The 15,439-nt window shown below is 61.0% G+C and carries 15 protein-coding genes; 5 read left to right on the top strand and 10 right to left on the bottom strand.

The annotated features are described in order from the left end of the window. Positions 1-259 precede the first annotated feature (259 nt). Complete coding sequence (locus tag QMX86_RS23810; protein WP_137216070.1) at positions 260-568, top strand: addiction module antidote protein; 309 nt, start codon at positions 260-262, stop codon at positions 566-568. A gap of 126 nt (positions 569-694) precedes the next feature. On the opposite strand, the gene QMX86_RS23805 is transcribed toward QMX86_RS23810, so the two are convergent. The 4 genes from QMX86_RS23805 to QMX86_RS23790 form a co-directional block, all read right to left on the bottom strand. Next, positions 695-1,492 carry a class I SAM-dependent methyltransferase gene (locus tag QMX86_RS23805; protein ID WP_282386196.1) on the bottom strand — a complete coding sequence of 266 codons (798 nt, stop codon included), beginning with the start codon at positions 1,490-1,492 and terminating at the stop codon, positions 695-697. Positions 1,493-1,592: 100 nt separating this feature from the next. Continuing rightward, entirely contained in the window at positions 1,593-1,868 is a 276-nt protein-coding gene (locus QMX86_RS23800) for a type II toxin-antitoxin system RelE/ParE family toxin (protein ID WP_041478585.1), read from the bottom strand. Between the two features lies 1 nt (position 1,869). Beyond that, complete coding sequence (locus QMX86_RS23795; RefSeq protein ID WP_282386193.1) at positions 1,870-2,142, bottom strand: ribbon-helix-helix domain-containing protein; 273 nt, start codon at positions 2,140-2,142, stop codon at positions 1,870-1,872. A gap of 168 nt (positions 2,143-2,310) precedes the next feature. After that, positions 2,311-3,210 carry a LysR family transcriptional regulator gene (locus tag QMX86_RS23790; RefSeq protein ID WP_282386191.1) on the bottom strand — a complete coding sequence of 300 codons (900 nt, stop codon included), beginning with the start codon at positions 3,208-3,210 and terminating at the stop codon, positions 2,311-2,313. A gap of 214 nt (positions 3,211-3,424) precedes the next feature. On the opposite strand from QMX86_RS23790, the gene QMX86_RS23785 reads away from it, so the two are divergent. After that, the gene (locus QMX86_RS23785) at positions 3,425-4,447 is read left to right on the top strand and encodes an alpha/beta hydrolase (protein WP_073474278.1); all 1,023 of its coding nucleotides are present in this window, start codon (positions 3,425-3,427) and stop codon (positions 4,445-4,447) included. A gap of 108 nt (positions 4,448-4,555) precedes the next feature. Next, positions 4,556-5,983: a mechanosensitive ion channel family protein gene (locus QMX86_RS23780; RefSeq protein WP_073474277.1), complete on the top strand. Its 1,428-nt coding sequence runs from the start codon at positions 4,556-4,558 to the stop codon at positions 5,981-5,983. A gap of 209 nt (positions 5,984-6,192) precedes the next feature. Here the strand turns inward: QMX86_RS23780 and ycaC are convergent, their stop codons facing one another. From ycaC to QMX86_RS23750, 6 genes are all read right to left on the bottom strand, one after another. Then, entirely contained in the window at positions 6,193-6,816 is a 624-nt protein-coding gene (gene ycaC / locus QMX86_RS23775) for an isochorismate family cysteine hydrolase YcaC (RefSeq protein WP_016774080.1), read from the bottom strand. Positions 6,817-6,884: 68 nt separating this feature from the next. Then, positions 6,885-8,723 carry an amidohydrolase gene (locus tag QMX86_RS23770; RefSeq protein WP_073474275.1) on the bottom strand — a complete coding sequence of 613 codons (1,839 nt, stop codon included), beginning with the start codon at positions 8,721-8,723 and terminating at the stop codon, positions 6,885-6,887. Positions 8,724-8,763: 40 nt separating this feature from the next. Beyond that, positions 8,764-9,390: an antibiotic biosynthesis monooxygenase gene (locus QMX86_RS23765; protein WP_282386188.1), complete on the bottom strand. Its 627-nt coding sequence runs from the start codon at positions 9,388-9,390 to the stop codon at positions 8,764-8,766. After that, a complete protein-coding gene (locus QMX86_RS23760; RefSeq protein WP_024012430.1) occupies positions 9,383-9,796 on the bottom strand; it encodes a DoxX family protein in 414 nt (137 codons plus the stop codon). The genes QMX86_RS23765 and QMX86_RS23760 overlap by 8 nt, the downstream gene beginning before the upstream one ends. Positions 9,797-10,038: 242 nt before the next feature. Continuing rightward, complete coding sequence (locus QMX86_RS23755; protein ID WP_122707082.1) at positions 10,039-10,962, bottom strand: LysR family transcriptional regulator; 924 nt, start codon at positions 10,960-10,962, stop codon at positions 10,039-10,041. Positions 10,963-11,016: 54 nt separating this feature from the next. Further along, positions 11,017-12,000 (bottom strand): MBL fold metallo-hydrolase, encoded by a 984-nt coding sequence (locus QMX86_RS23750; RefSeq protein WP_282386187.1) that lies wholly within the window; start codon positions 11,998-12,000, stop codon positions 11,017-11,019. A 236-nt stretch (positions 12,001-12,236) separates the two neighbouring features. Between QMX86_RS23750 and QMX86_RS23745 the strand changes: the two genes are divergently transcribed. After that, positions 12,237-12,668 (top strand): AraC family transcriptional regulator, encoded by a 432-nt coding sequence (locus QMX86_RS23745; protein ID WP_071171751.1) that lies wholly within the window; start codon positions 12,237-12,239, stop codon positions 12,666-12,668. Positions 12,669-12,802: 134 nt separating this feature from the next. Next, a partial coding sequence (locus QMX86_RS23740) for a winged helix-turn-helix domain-containing protein (RefSeq protein WP_282390417.1) occupies positions 12,803-15,439 on the top strand: 2,637 nt, incomplete at its 3' end.

Genomic DNA, 15,439 nt, shown 5'->3' with positions numbered 1-15,439 from the left:
GGCTCGCTCCCACACTGGAATGCGTTTCCCTGTGGGAGCGAGCCTGCTCGCGAAGAGGCCAGTAGCTGCACCCGCAGCTCTCACAAGCGATTGGCTGGTTGCCTACAAACTGTGACGACACTTCCAACATTCGGAAAAGACTTGGCCGACTGTTTATCTGTATCCACTTGGATAGAGTCAAGCACGACATCGGGCGCGACAAATCCTCACAAAGCGCAGACATCCGACGCGCACAAAAAATGGCAAAGGAGGTTTAACCATGAGCCAGACTTTGACGAATTTCGACATGGTCGCGCTGCTCGACAGTGATGAAGCCATCAGTGAGTACCTGTCACAGGTGCTTGCAGACGGAGACAGCGAAGAATTCCTTCGCGCAATCGGTTACGTTTTGAGAGCGCGAGGAATGACGCAGATCGCCAAGAATTCAGGCATGGGTCGTGAAAGTTTGTACAAGGCTTTTGCTCCCGGAGCGAAGCCGCGCTTTGACACAGTGTTGAAGGTGATTCATGCGCTGGGCATTGATCTTTATGCGCAGCCGGGGCACGTAGTCAATCACGCCGTTCCCTGAATTTTCTGGCGGTCACAAGGCCGCCATCGCGAGCAGGCTCGCTCCTACACTGGATAGTCGCCGTACGCGAAACCAATGTGGGAGCGAGCCTGCTCGCGAAGAGGCCAGCCGTCGCAAAAAAGGTTCTCAGGCGTTGCTCGCCACCAGGCTAAAGCACATCGGCAGCTGCGCCTGCTGGTTCAGATAGCAGTCATACACCTCTTCCCGGTTCGAATGCGCATACTCCTGAAAATCAACGACGCTCAGCCCCGCTCCGATGGCGCCGCTGAAGATCGCGCCCAGCGTATGCACGAACCAGTACGACTTTGCCGCCGGCTGCTCGACTTTACCTACGTAAACGATCGGCTCTTGCTGCACAAACGGCTCGACACGGAAATACGAGCTGGCGAGGCGGTAGGGATCTTCAGCCTGCGGATCAACCATCTCCAGAAACGGATGGGTTTCGTAGATCACCATTTTGCCGCCCGGCTTCAGCACCTGCGCGACATGACGGAAGAATTCGCCGATGTCAGGCATCCAGTTGAGTACCCCGATGGTGATCAAGGCTACGTCGAAGCGGTTATGCAGCGATGCGGGCAGCTGGTGGATGTCGCTCTCGACGAATTCGGCAGTATGCGGCGAGCGGCTGTTGAGCTCGCGGGCCTGCTCAAGAAACGCTGCCGATTGATCGACGCCGACGACACTGCGCGCACCCAGCGCAAACAGCGACAGGCTTTCCCGACCGTTATTGCAGCCCAGTTGAATCACGTCTTTGCCGTCGACGTCCAGCAAGCCGCGCAAAGTGTCATCAAGGCAGCAAAACTCTGCCTGCGCGACATCGCTGAGCAATGCCTGCCAGTCCGGTGAGTCCTGATGATGACGGGCGGAATCGTTCCACGCCTGTCGATTGCTTTCGATGGCGGTTTTGGGGGTGGGCACTTCCATGGCGCTACTCCGGGTGAGGCTCGTGATTGAGCGGCGTGAGTCTAGAACAGACCCGGAGTTGGGGTTGTTGCGATGTTGTAAGCGCGATTCTGGCGATGAATTATCGTTCTTCGCGAGTGTGCCAAAGGCGCAGCAGGTAGATAGTCGAATCGACAATTTCGTAGCGCATTTCGTAGTGCCCGACCAGAATCCTTCGAACATCTCGCGGTTCAAATTCTTCCAGACGTTCACCCAAGCGCGGATTGGCTAGCAGCATTATCGGAGCGGCGGTCAGCTGTTGCACAGTGCGCGCAGCGGCAGGTTGATTAACTGCTGCCAAAAACTCATAAAGCCTGGTCAGGTCGGAAAGCCCTTTGCTGGTCCACTTCAACTCCATATCAAAGTGGAGCCTTGAGAGGCGTATCGGAACTCAAGCTGTCCGCCCATGCCTGCACTGATTGATGATCGATAACGCGCCCGGCGTCCACATCAGCCAAGGCTTCGCGCGTCAAACGGCTGCGCTCTTCCTCTTGATCAATCCAGGCGCTCAGGGCCTGTTTCACAATCCAGTTACGCGAGCGTTCCAGACGCTCAGCCATCAGATCGACCTTTTCGGCCAATTGCACGGGTACATGGGCAGTCACGGATCGGGTTTTCACTGGCGCGGCCATGTCAGTTGACTCCTTGAGATTGCGGGCAGCGGGGGTTCACCGTTGATCAGAGTAGTCCTGCCCCCTTGTGTTCGCTCAGCTTTGATACAAATTGAATCAAAGTTAATCATAACTGCCCATGCACCGCTATTTGGCCCGACAGAACGCGATACTCGACGGTAAATAAAATCAAAGATTCACATGACTCTGGTTAAGCCGCTCACGCAAAAACTCCACCAGCGCCTGCACCGGCCGCGAAGCCTGGCGATGCTGCGGATAAACCGCCGACAGGGTCAGTGGCTCCGGGCGTAAATCATCCAGCACTGGCACCAGCCGCCCGTCCTTCAGCGCCGCGCCGACGATGAAGGTCGGCAGATAAGTGATTCCCATCCCCTGCACCGCGGCGTCCCGCAGCAGTTCGCCGTTGTTGACGCGCATGCGCCCGGTGACGTTGATCAGCAGCGGTTTGCCCGGTGCTTCGTTGAAGCGCCATTGCACCGAGCGACCGTGGCCGTAAGGCAGGCAATCGTGGCTGTGCAGGTCTTCAGGTTTGAGTGGTGTGCCGCGTTCGGCGAGGTAGGCCGGGCTGGCGCAGTAGACCCGTTCGATACTGGCGATGCGCCGGGCGATCAGTGTCGAGTCTTCCAGCACGCCGATGCGCAGGGCCAGGTCGTAACCTTCGCCGAGCAGGTCGACCGGGCGATCGCTCAGGTCGACCTCGACGGTGACCTCGCGATAACGCTGCAGGAACAGCGGCAGCAGACAACCCAGATGCGCCACCGCGAACGACAGCGGCGCGCTGAGGCGAATCGTGCCGCGCGGCTCGGCGGTTTCGCCGGCGATGCCCTGCTCGACCTGTTCCACCTCACACAACAAGCGCAACGCCGATTCGTAATAGCTCTGCCCCAGCGGGGTGACGTCGAGCCGGCGGGTCGAGCGATTCAACAAGCGCACACCGAGGCGCTCCTCCAGTTGCATCAAACGGCGGCTGACGAACTGCTTGGACAGCCCCAACTGATCGGCCGCAGCGGTGAAGCTGCCGGAGTCCATGACCTGGCAAAAAATACGCATGTCTTCGAACGGGTTCATTGTCACTCTCTGGTGGACAGTTAAACGCTTTATAGCCGCTTTTTCGCTTTTCAGCAGCCCATTAATCTGTGCTCACGGTTTGAAAACAATCCTGAACACAAAGAGCTGCCGAAGGCAGCCATCTGATCGTTGGGACGCGGAGCGTCCCCGGCTGCATTCCCACGCAGAGCGTGGGAACGATCAGAAAATCAAAATCATTCAAAAGGATTTCACCATGAACATCGTCAAGAAAACCCTCGCCGCGTCCCTCCTCGCCCTCTCCGTCAGCAGCGCTTTCGCCGCTGGCAGCCCTGGCGTCGAACACAACACCCAAGCGTTCCTCGATGCCCTCGCCGCTGGCGGCGGTCGTCCGCTGGAGCAACTGAGCCCGAAAGACGCCCGTGCGGTGCTGACCGGTGCGCAGGCTTCGGTGAAGGTTGATCTGTCCGGTGTGGAAGTCAGCGACAAGGCGATCAAGGTCGATGGCCAGACCCTCAACCTGAAAGTGGTGCGCCCGGCCAAGGTGAAAGGCGAGTTGCCGGCGTTCATGTTCTTCCACGGTGGCGGCTGGGTACTGGGTGACTTTCCTACGCACCAGCGCCTGATCCGTGATCTGGTGGTCGGCTCTGGCGCCGTTGCGGTGTATGTCGATTACACGCCATCGCCGGAAGCGCAGTACCCGACGGCGATCAATCAGGCTTACGCTGCGACGAAATGGGTGGCCGAGCACGGCAAGGACATCGGTGTCGATGGCAAGCGTCTGGCGGTGGCCGGCAACAGCGTCGGCGGCAACATGGCGGCGGTCGTGGCGTTGATGGCCAAGGAGCAGAAAACCCCTGCCCTGCGCTTCCAGCTGTTGATGTGGCCGGTAACCAATGCGCAGTTCGACGACGGTTCGTACCAGCAATTTGCCGAGGGCCATTTCCTCACCAAGGGCATGATGCAGTGGTTCTGGGACAACTACACCACCAACCCGGCCGAGCGTGCGCAGATCCATGCCTCGCCGCTCAACGCCAGCAGCGAACAGCTCAAGGGCCTGCCCGCTGCGCTGGTGCAGACCGCCGAGTTCGACGTGCTGCGTGATGAAGGTGAAGGTTATGCGCGGCATCTGGATGCGGCCGGCGTGCCGGTGACCTCGGTGCGCTACAACGGGATGATTCATGACTTCGGTCTGCTCAATCCGCTGAGCCAGATTCCGGAAGTCAAAGCAGCGGTGCGCCAGGCGGCGGCTGAACTGAAGACTCATCTGAATCCATAAAAGCAAAAGATCGCAGCCTGCGGCAGCGCCTACTCTGGAATACGATTCCCTGTAGGAGCCGCCGCAGGCTGCGATCTTTTTTCTCACCAGCGTCGCGGAGTACCGGTCATGACTCTTTTCTACGCCCACCTGCTGTCCTGGAGCGCCGTCCTGCTCCTGCTCGACGCCGCACTCTGGCACTTCTCGCCCTTCAGCCACCGCGCGCCGCGAGTCGGCGTGCGTCTGGCGCTGTTTCTGGCGTTCAGCGCGCTGGTGATCAATGCCGGTGTCAGCCCGTTGCAGGCTCCGCTGTTCGCTGATGATCGCGTGGCACAACTGGGGGCGACGGCGCTGGGGATTCTCTGGTGGTTGTACGCAGCACGGGTGCTGACCGAAGTGATCGGCCTGGCGCTGATGCGCCGCATCGGTCACAGCGGACGCTTGTTGCAGGATGTCATCGGCGCGCTGGTGTTTCTGGTCGCCATTGTTGCGGCAGCCGGTTACGTGCTGGAGCTGCCGGTCAAAGGTCTGCTGGCCACCTCCGGGGTGGTCGCCATCGTGGTCGGTCTGGCGCTGCAAAGCACCCTCGCCGACGTGTTTTCCGGCATCGTCCTCAACACCACCAAGCCGTATCAAGTGGACGATCTGGTGATGATCGACGGCGTAGAAGGCAAGGTCTTCGATATCGACTGGCGCGCCACGCACCTGCTGACCAGCGCCGGCACCATGGCCGTAGTACCGAACTCGGTGGCGGCCAAGGCGAAAATCGTCAACCTCAGCCGGCCGAGCAACATGCACGGCGTCTCGATCAGTATCAAGGTGCCGAACCACATTCGCCCGCGGCGGGTACTCGATGCCCTTGATCGCACTTTGCAGGGCAGCAGTTCGCTGCTGCTCAGCCCGGCGCCGAAAGCCGTACTCAAAGAGGCCGGCGAAACCATGTCGGAATACGTTGCCAGCGGTTTCATCGCTGAGCTGGGCAAGAAGAGCGAAGTGCGCAATCAACTGTTCGACCTCGCCCACCGCCATCTCGAAGCGGCGGGTATTTCCCGGCATCCCGACGGCGTGATCGAACCGTCGAGCCGTGCTCGTGCATTGCTGGATGAGGTGAAGATTTTCCGTTCGCTGAGCAGTGAAGAGCGCGATCGCCTCGCTGAGTCGATGGTCGCGCAGCAGTACACGGCGGGTCAGGTGGTGCTGGATCTGGACGAGGTGCCGGACAGTCTGTTCGTGATCGCCACGGGCGTGGTCAGCGCGACGGTGCCGGACGGCAATGGCCAGACCGAGGCCGGGCGCATGGGGCCGAGCGAGGTCATGGGCGAACAGAGCATTCTTGCCGATACACCGTCGCAGGCGACGTTCACAGCGCTGACGTCGAGCATCATCTATCGTCTCGACAAACAGTTGACCCGTGAGTGCATGGACAAGCGCAGCGAAGTCGGCCGGGCCTTGAACAAGTTGCAGGCGGTGCGTCAGCAGAACAGTCGCCTCGCGTTGATGGCCAAACCGGTGGCGGTGAAAAAAGGTGGTTTCTTGGGTTGGTTGCAAAAACGCTGATCTGAAACTTTGAAGATCAAAAGCTCACCCCCTCACCCCAGCCCTCTCCCCCTAAGGGGGCGAGGGTGAAAGGGAGCCGATCTCCATGCGTTTCAAGAGCGGAGCTCGGCTCGGTATTGCAGGTCGATGCAACTCTAGCAAACAACGCGGTCAGTCCCCTCTCCCTCCGGGAGAGGGCTAGGGTGAGGGGCTTTTGACTTTCGACCAGATTACTTGGCAGTGAACTTGGTGTAGCTGTTGATCAGGTTGCGATAGTTAGGCAGACGCTCGGACAGCAGATGCGCCAGACCTTCCATGTCGTTGCGCCAGTCGCCTTGCAGCTCGCAGGCCACAGCGAACCAGTTCATCAGGTGTGCACCGGCGGCCGACATCCGCGCCCACGCCGCTTGTTGCACGGTGGTGTTGAAGGTACCCGACGAGTCGGTGACGACGAACACTTCGAAGCCTTCAGCGATCGCCGACAGGGTGGGGAAAGCTACGCAGACGTCGGTCACGACACCGGCGATGATCAGTTGCTTGCGGCCGGTGGCCTTGATCGCTTTAACGAAGTCTTCGTTGTCCCAAGCGTTGATCTGGCCTGGACGCTGAATGAACGGCGCGTCGGGGAATTGCTCGAGCAGCTCGGGCACGATCGGGCCGTTTGGACCTGCGTCGAAGCTGGTGGTCAGAATGGTCGGCAGCTTGAAGAACTTGGCGATGTCGCCCAGTGCCAGCACGTTGTTCTTGAACTCGTTCGGCGAGAAATCCTGCACCAGCGAGATCAGACCAGTCTGGTGGTCGACCAGCAGGACGACGGCATCATCTTTGTTCAGACGCTTGTAAGGAACGCTCATGGCAAAACTCCTGGATGGATGGTTGTTGCGGGAAGCGCCGGCCCTGATGACCGGCGCTTTTTTCAAACTCAGAACGCGAAGCAGGAACAGCCGAACGCGCCCCAGAAACCGGCGAAATCGCTGACCGGCGCATTCGACATCCGCGCTTTTTCATGGCTGTGGGTGTGCACGGCGCACGGTCCGCTGCACTGGTGAACCTGCGCCTGCAGTGGCGAGTTCGGGCGCCAGTGGCCCGGTACTTTGACTACCGGCGACCAGTCCGGCAGCACCGGAATCGAACGCGGGCCGAGGTCTTCGAAGTCGCCGGCGGCGTAGACGATCTTGCCGCCGACCACGGTCATCACCGACTCGATCCACTTGATCGCTTCTTCCTCAACGCTGAAGAAGTCCGCGCTCAGTGCCGCCAGGTCTGCCAGTTGGCCGACGCGGATCTGGCCCTTCTTGCCCTGCTCCGAAGAGAACCAGGCGCTGCCGTGGGTGAACAGTTCCAGCGCAGTGCTGCGTGGCAAACCTTCTTCATAAAGGGCCAGACCGCCAACGGTGCGACCGCTGACCATCCAGTACAGCGAGGTCCACGGGTTGTAGCTGGACACGCGGGTGGCGTCGGTACCGGCGCCGACCGGCACGCCTTCGGCGAGCATGCGCTTGATCGGTGGCGTGGCTTCGGCGGCTTGTTTGCCGTAGCGATCGACGAAGTATTCACCCTGGAACGCCATGCGATCCTGAATCGCGATACCGCCGCCCAGCGCTTTCACACGCTCAATGTTTTGCGGGGTGATGGTTTCAGCGTGGTCGAAGAACCACGGCAGACCGTTGAACGGAATGTCGCGATTGACCTTCTCGAACACGTCTAGCATGCGGCTGATCGATTCGTTGTACGTGGCGTGCAGACGGAACGGCCACCGCTGCTCAACGAGGTGGCGCACCACCGGTTCCAGTTCCTGTTCCATGGTCTGCGGCAGGTCCGGGCGCGGTTCGAGAAAGTCTTCGAAGTCGGCGGCGGAGAACACCAGCATTTCGCCGGCTCCGTTGTGGCGCAGGTAGTCGTCGCCCTGATGCAACTTGACGCTGCCGGTCCAGTTCTGGAAATCGGTCAGTTCTTCTTTCGGCTTCTGGGTGAACAGGTTGTAGGCGATGCGTACGGTCAACTGGTCGTCTTTGGCCAGTTGTTCGATCACTTGGTAATCGTCCGGATAGTTCTGGAAACCACCGCCGGCGTCGATCGCACTGGTCAGGCCGAGGCGATTGAGTTCACGCATGAACTGGCGGGTCGAGTTGACCTGATATTCCAGCGGCAGCTTTGGACCCTTGGCCAGGGTCGAGTAGAGAATCATCGCGTTCGGCCGCGCGACCAGCATGCCGGTCGGGTTGCCGTTGCTGTCGCGCACGATCTCGCCGCCCGGCGGGTTCGGCGTGTCGCGGGTGTAGCCGGCTACGCGCAGGGCAGCGCGGTTGAGCAGCGCACGGTCGTAGAGGTGCAGGATGAACACCGGAGTATCCGGCGCGGCCTGGTTGATTTCTTCCAGGGTCGGCATGCGTTTTTCGGCGAACTGGAATTCGTTCCAGCCACCGACCACGCGCACCCATTGCGGGGTCGGTGTGCGATCGGCCTGGTCCTTGAGCATACGCAGTGCGTCGGCGAGCGATGGCACACCTTCCCAGCGCAGTTCGAGGTTGTAGTTCAAACCGCCACGAATCAGGTGCAAGTGCGAGTCGTTGAGGCCAGGGATGACGCAGCGGCCCTTCATGTCGACCACTTGTGTGGCGTTGCCTTTGAGGGCCATGGCCTCGGCATCGTTACCGACGGCGACGAAGCGGCCGTCCTTGATCGCCACCGCACTGGCCAGTGGTTTTTCCCGGTCTACGGTATGAAACTGGCCATTGAATAAAATCAGATCGGCGCTCATCGCAGTTCCTCAAGCGAAAGTGAAAAGAAGCAAACCCCGCTCAACGCGGCGAGGTTTCTTGGGAATCGAGGTGTTCATGGGCCTGACTGGCTTCCAGCCACGGGGTGAACAAACGGGTGACCGGCGGCATCACCACGTAGACCACCGAGAGGACGATGGTCAGGGTGATCAGGAACGTGGCGACCACGTAGTTGGACAGAAGCGGATGCAGCGCCAGCAACGGCCCCCAGATCAGCGGCACCAGCAGGGTGTGCGGCAGAATCACTAACAGGGTGACGACAGCCTGCTTCCAGCGCGGCGGTGGCGAGCCGGCTTCGGCCAGCGGTGTGAACCAGAATTCATTGACCGGCGCGACTTCGGTCTGATCACCGTCAGCCAGCATCGGTGCGGCTTCAGCCACCAGCGCCTGACGCTCGGAGGATTCCAGCCAGCCCTGCATCGCTTCGGTGGAGCTGAAGCGCAATACGCACGTGTAAAAATCCAGACGCCCGCGCTTGCCGCGCACCACGTCCACACCCAAATGCCCTTCCCGCTGCCCGGCAACACGCACGATGTTGCGCAGCCATGCTTCATAGGCCGATTCGAAACCGGCCTTGACCGAGTGTTTGATGATCAACGTGACGGCCTCATCGGCCCCCGGTGCTTGTGAATTGAGGACTTCAGGCATAACGCAGCACTCCGGGCAAACGAACAGGAATCGCCAGCCGTCCGGGCCCGGCAATCAATACGGTGGTGAAAAGAATCAACAGCAACCAGCCAAACTGCCCCTCAGCCACACTCCATTGCGGATGCACGACCAGCAGCGCCACGAGCAGTACAAAGAGAATAGGCAAGCAGGCCAAACGCGCCAGCACACCGGCGACGATCAGCAACGGGCAGAGGACTTCGGCGAAGATCGCCAGGATCAGGGTCAGGTGGGCGCCGAGATGGAACGGGTCTTCGATCAGTTGCAACTGCGCGGTGAAGTCCAGCAGCTTGGGCAAGCCGTGCACCCACAACAGAAACAACCCGCCGCTGACCCGCAGGAACAGCAACCCGATGTCGCGCGCCTGTTCATCCCTCGTAGCAATCATGACCCGACCCTTTGAATGTCATTGACGGGAATCATGCCAAGGCCGGGGCGGAAGAAATTGGATGGGTGTGCTTAGTTGCTTTTCAGACCACAGAATTCCCTGTGCTTGATCGTTCCCACGCTCTGCGTGGGAATGCAGCTCGGGACGCTCCGCGTCCCATCCAACGCCGAACGCGGAGCGTCCGTTGAGGCATTCCTTTGCTGCGCGTGGGAATGATCAGCATCTGAGATCGGCGCAAGGATTTATATCGCAGGAATATCCAGCGGCGCCGCCATGAACTGGCTGATCCGCGAGCGCAGCCATTTCTCTGCCGGGTCGTTGTCGTGCACCCCGCTCCACGCCATCGACAACTGCGCGGCATCGATCGGGAATGGCGGGTCTTCGGCACGCAGGGCGCAGCCTTCGACCAAGGCACAGGCGGCGTAATCCGGCACCGTGGCGATCATCTCGGTACCGGCGAGCAAGGCGCGCAAGCCGCTGAACTGCGGTACGCCGAGAACGACTCGGCGGCAGCGGCCGATCTTGGCCAGATCCAGGTCGATGTTGCCGCTCAGATCACCGGAGAACGACACCATTGCATGCGGACGCTCGCAATATTCGTCCAGGGTCAACGGCCCCGGACGGTCGTCGCCGCGCAGCACTTTGCAGGGAATATCACGCAGCTTCTTGCGCTTGGCATTGGCCGGCAGATCCGTGGTGTAGCTGACGCCCACGGAGATTTCTCCAGAGGCCAACAGCGCCGGCATCAACAGGTAGTTGGCGCGGCGTACCACCACGACAATCCCCGGCGCCTCCTGCTGAAGCTGGCGCAACAGCGGCGGAAACAGACCGAACTCGGCGTCGTCCGACAGTCCGATGCGAAACACATCGCAACTGCTCGCCGGTTCGAATTCCTTGGCGCGGCTGACTGCGCCGGAAATCACGTCCATCGCCGGTTGCAGCTCCTTGAGGATCGCCAGCGCCCGCGCCGTCGGTTCCATACCGCGACCGTTGCGCAGCAGCAACGGATCGTCGAACAGATCACGCAAGCGCCCTAGCGCAGCACTGACCGCCGGTTGGCCCATGAACAGTTTTTCGGCAACGCGGGTCAGGTTCTTTTCGAACATCAACGCTTCGAAAATCACCAGCAGGTTCATGTCGACGCGGCGCAGATCGTTACGGTTCATGGGCGTGGTTTCCTTATCGGTGTCAGACGCTTTTTGCCACTGGCGCTGGGCACTTTACTCGATCAACGGCACTTTCGCCGCGCGTTTGTAAGGGCCGTACTCCACCGGCACCCACTGGAAATGTTTGCCCTCGGCGGCGATGTGGCCGATGCCCGGGAACGGCAGATGCGCTGCCGTAACCCAGGTCTTGCTCGCTGCCGCAGCACTGAACACTGCCTGCCGACTGGCGATCGCTTGCTGACTGTTCACGTCGAAACCGATCGAGACTTCCGGGTGCAAGAACTGCACCGCGAGGTTGTGCACCAGATCGCCCATGAACACGATGCTCTGCTGCTGCGAGGTGAAGCGGTACGTGGTGCTGCCCGGAGTGTGCCCGGCTTCGAGGGTTGCTTCGACCAGTCCCGGCAGTGGTGACTGCCCGGCGGCGAACGTCTTGAAGCGACCGGCGGCAACATAGGGCGCCGTCGAATCCTGGGCAATTTTGAAAAACTCTTTTGCGCCCGCCGGGGCATTGGCCAGTGCTGCCGGATCAAGCCAGTAATCGGCTTCGGCCTTGGCCGCATAGACGGTGGCATTGGCGAACAGCGGCTTGTTCTGTGCATCGACCAGACCGCAGACGTGATCGAGGTGCAGGTGCGTCAGCAGAATCGTGTCGACCTGCTCGGGCTTGTAACCGGCGGCCTGCATGTTGGCCGAAAGCTGCCCGGCGGTGGCGCCGATGCACTGCCCTGCGCCGGTATCGACCAGAATCAGTTGTTTGCCGGTGTTGACCAGAAAGGCATTGAACGCCGTCTGCACGCCCGGGGCTTCAATCGAACGGCGTGCGAGCAGCGCGCGAATCTGACTCTGGCTCATGCCCTGCAACAACTTCGGCGACAAATCGTTGTAACCGTCGAACAACGCGGTGACTTCGTAATCGCCCACCGCCAAGCGGAAATAACCCGGCGCCTGAGTGCCCACCTGTGGTGCCTGCGCCATCGCGCCGGACATTGCCAGCATGACCGCCAAGGCCGTTGCTGCTTTCACCAAACCTTTCATTGCATTCCCCTTTGAACCTGGCCAACGGCGGCCGTGCTTTGTCGACATCGTCGCGCAAAGCGCCGGGCGCTGACTTGCAAGGATGTGCTGAGTTCCAGCCTGAGCGAGGAAATTAACAACGATTAACTCGTCAGTCTCAAGGCATCGCCCAACAATGAAGCCCTCTGCGCAGCGTTGCTTTTTTGACCTGAGGGAATGCGCCGACCGTGCCTTCCCCACCGACACGGACCTTGGCCATGGCTTATCTACAGCAAACCGTCGCCCTCGCCCCTGCCTGCGAACCGCGGAAAAACACGACTGGCGGACTCAGTCCACAGCGTGAACGCCAGATCAAACAGTTGATCCTCGATCGACTAGGCGAAAGCCTGGAAGTGGCGGAACTGGCCCGTGCCTGCTCACTGTCACGCAGTCATTTCTCCCGCGCATTCAAGTGCAGCACTGGCCTGTCGCCACAGGACTGGATCCGCGCCCAGCGCCTGGCTCGAGCCAAGTTGCTGATCCAGCACACCGACTTGAGCCTGACGCAAATCAGCCTCGAATGCGGCTTCTGCGATCAGGCGCACTTCTGCCACATGTTCACCCGCAGCGAGGGCATCAATCCCTTCGCCTGGCGCTGTCGAGTCATGGGCAGACCGAAAAACAACGCAGCGCAGCCTGCGGTGTTTTGACTGCTGCCGTTACGCCACCCGTTGCACTGATGCTCAAACCTGAGGATTATGCCCGGACACCCCGGATCAGACGGCCTGCGCATGCGCCAGGGACTGATTCGCCCTGTCCGCCGCATCACCGCAGGAGCGCGCTGTTGAGCTTTTCCCCGAATCAGGCCATTGCGTTTGGCCCCTATCGGATTCATCCCGGGCAACGATTGCTACTTGAAGGCCAACAGCCTTTGCGCCTGGGACGGCGGGCGATGGATATCCTCCTGATTTTGCTGGCCCACGCCGGTGAAGTGGTGAGCAAACAGCAATTGATGGCCGGGGTCTGGCCAGACAGCGTCGTCGAAGACATCAACCTGCGCGTGCACATGGCGGCGCTGCGTAAGGCGCTGGGCGACGGACAGAACGGCCAGCGCTACATCGTCACCGTGGCGCAGCGCGGCTACAGTTTTGTCGCACCGATCGTGCTCGACAGCATCGAACAAAAACCGGCGATGCCCGTCGCCAGACACAACCTGCCGCTGCGTCGTACGCGGATGATTGGGCGCCAGCCCGTGATCGATCACCTGATCGCGCAACTGCCGCGCCGACGCTGCATCACTCTGGTCGGTCCCGGCGGCATCGGCAAGACCACCGTCGCCCTGCGCGTCGCCGAACAATTGCTCGACCAGTATCGCGACGGCATCCGCCTGGTGGACTTGGCGCCCATCGCCGATCCCGCGCTGATCGGCTCGCATCTGGCGACGCTGCTTGATCTGTCCGCGCCAGAAGGCGATGCGCAGGCTGGTCTGGTCGACGGCCTGCGAGAACGGCAAATGTTGTTGGTGATCGACAACTGCGAGCACTTGATCGATGCGGTCGCGTCGCTCAGCGAGCAGATTCTGCGGGGGGCGCCGAAGGTGCATATCCTCGCGACCAGCCGCGAGAGCCTGCGCGCGGAGGGCGAATTCGTGCAGCGTCTGGAATCGCTCGAATGCCCGTCAATGTCGATGCCGATGGAGCCGGCTCAGGCGCTGGGCTTTGCTGCGCTGCAACTGTTTGTCGAGCGCGCGACCGCGGCGCGGGAAAGCTTTCAACTGAGTCGCGCCGAGCTACCGCAGGCGATCGAAATCTGCCAGCGCCTGGACGGCATTCCGCTGGCTCTGGAACTGGCCGCCGCACAGGTCAGCGAATTGGGCATGGACGGATTGCTCAAGCAATTGCGCGAGGGTTTGCCGCCATTGTCGGCCGGAGACCACAGCAGCGCCGAGCGCCACCTGACCCTGCGCGCAACGATGGACTGGAGCTTCAACCTGCTCAACGCCTGCGAACAAACCTGTCTGCGGCGACTGGGAATTTTTCGCGGCAGCTTCACCCTCGCCTCGGCGGCAGCGGTGGTCATCGGCCAACAGATCGATCCCGGCGCGGTGTTCACCGCTGTCACGCAACTGGTGGCGAAATCCCTGCTGAGCGTCGAAGTGGGCGACGAAGATGTTTTCTATCGCTTGCTCGACACCACGCGCCACTACGCACTGGAAAAACTCGAGCAGGCCGACGAGCTCAGCGCAACCCGCCAACGCCACGCCCAGCGCTGCCTGACACTGATGCAGCAGGCGCAGGCGGATTGGGACAATACTCCGACTGTATTGTGGATGGAGCGCTATGCCAGGGGGCTGGAGGATTTGCGCGCGGCGCTGGACTGGAGCCTCGACGGGCCGGGCCCGGATGAGCTGGGTGTGCAACTGGCAGCCGCGTCGGCACCGTTGTGGCAGGAGCTGTCGTTGCTGCGCGATTACAGCCGCTATGTGCGCCGGGCACTGAGTCTGCTGGAGGCTTCGCCAGCAGGCTCGCTCCTGCCGCCCTGCCCTCGCCTGCAAATCGCCTTGAAACTGGCGCTCGGCAGCGCCAGCTACCACACCTGGGGCGGCACGCCCCAAACCATCCAGGCCTTCATCGACGCGTGCCGCTTAGCCGAAGAACACGGTGACTTGGCCGGGCAACTGCGGGCGATATCGGGGCATATGGCGGTCAATCTGAGTTGCGGGCATTACCGCATGGCGCTGGCGCAGAGTGAGCAATTTGATCGCATCGGCGTGCACGGCGAGCCATTGCTGTCGCTGAGCACGCATCGCTTGCGGGTGCTGGCCCTGCATTATGCCGGCGACCAACCGCAGGCCCGCGTACATGCCGAGCAGGTGCTGCAACGCATGGCCCACAGCGGCCATCTCAATCGTTTCACCCATGGCTTTGGCGTGCAGTACGACCAAAGCGTCGCTTCGCTGACGGTGCTGGCTCGCGTGCTGTGGTTGCAGGGTCTGCCAGAACAGGCATGGCGCGCGGCACGGCAGGCGCTGGATATTGCCGTGCAGATCGACCATGGCACATCGATCTGTTACACCCTGGCGCTGGCCAGTTGTCTGATCGCCCATTACAACGGTGACGCCGCTAACGCCCGCGCGCTCCTGCAATTGTTGCTGGAGCAGTCGCAGAAGCATTCGGTGCTGCTGTTCAATAATTGGGCGCGGCAGTATGCGCAGGTGATCGATCCGGATAATCCCGCGCCGGTATCGACGCAGAGCAGCGGTTTGATCCGGGAAGTGATGGTTACGCTGGATGAGCGTTTTGTCGATGAGGCACTGGTGGAGCGCGCGCGCAATGGCGATGCGGGATGGAGTGCAGCGGAGATATTGCGGGCGCGGGCGGCGGCATTAGTGAAAGGTTCAGAGTGCCCCCTTCGCGAGCAGGCTCGCTCCCACAAGGGGTCGGTGTCGGGCGCAAATTCCGAGTTGTGCGCTGTTTCCTGT

This window comes from Pseudomonas sp. PS01270, from assembly GCF_029959775.1.
GTDB lineage: Bacteria > Pseudomonadota > Gammaproteobacteria > Pseudomonadales > Pseudomonadaceae > Aquipseudomonas > Aquipseudomonas atacamensis.
The sequence above is the reverse complement of the archived record's forward strand: the minus strand, read 5'-3'. Positions and strand labels throughout refer to the sequence as shown.

Bases quoted from the DNA above. Each gene is read 5' to 3' on its own strand.
- QMX86_RS23810 (WP_137216070.1), top strand. From the start codon at position 260: ATGAGCCAGACTTTGACGAATTTCGACATGGTCGCGCTGCTCGACAGT.
- QMX86_RS23805 (WP_282386196.1), bottom strand. From the start codon at position 1,492: ATGGAAGTGCCCACCCCCAAAACCGCCATCGAAAGCAATCGACAGGCG.
- QMX86_RS23800 (WP_041478585.1), bottom strand. From the start codon at position 1,868: ATGGAGTTGAAGTGGACCAGCAAAGGGCTTTCCGACCTGACCAGGCTT.
- QMX86_RS23795 (WP_282386193.1), bottom strand. From the start codon at position 2,142: ATGGCCGCGCCAGTGAAAACCCGATCCGTGACTGCCCATGTACCCGTG.
- QMX86_RS23790 (WP_282386191.1), bottom strand. From the start codon at position 3,210: ATGAACCCGTTCGAAGACATGCGTATTTTTTGCCAGGTCATGGACTCC.
- QMX86_RS23785 (WP_073474278.1), top strand. From the start codon at position 3,425: ATGAACATCGTCAAGAAAACCCTCGCCGCGTCCCTCCTCGCCCTCTCC.
- QMX86_RS23780 (WP_073474277.1), top strand. From the start codon at position 4,556: ATGACTCTTTTCTACGCCCACCTGCTGTCCTGGAGCGCCGTCCTGCTC.
- ycaC (WP_016774080.1), bottom strand. From the start codon at position 6,816: ATGAGCGTTCCTTACAAGCGTCTGAACAAAGATGATGCCGTCGTCCTG.
- QMX86_RS23770 (WP_073474275.1), bottom strand. From the start codon at position 8,723: ATGAGCGCCGATCTGATTTTATTCAATGGCCAGTTTCATACCGTAGAC.
- QMX86_RS23765 (WP_282386188.1), bottom strand. From the start codon at position 9,390: ATGCCTGAAGTCCTCAATTCACAAGCACCGGGGGCCGATGAGGCCGTC.
- QMX86_RS23760 (WP_024012430.1), bottom strand. From the start codon at position 9,796: ATGATTGCTACGAGGGATGAACAGGCGCGCGACATCGGGTTGCTGTTC.
- QMX86_RS23755 (WP_122707082.1), bottom strand. From the start codon at position 10,962: ATGAACCGTAACGATCTGCGCCGCGTCGACATGAACCTGCTGGTGATT.
- QMX86_RS23750 (WP_282386187.1), bottom strand. From the start codon at position 12,000: ATGAAAGGTTTGGTGAAAGCAGCAACGGCCTTGGCGGTCATGCTGGCA.
- QMX86_RS23745 (WP_071171751.1), top strand. From the start codon at position 12,237: ATGGCTTATCTACAGCAAACCGTCGCCCTCGCCCCTGCCTGCGAACCG.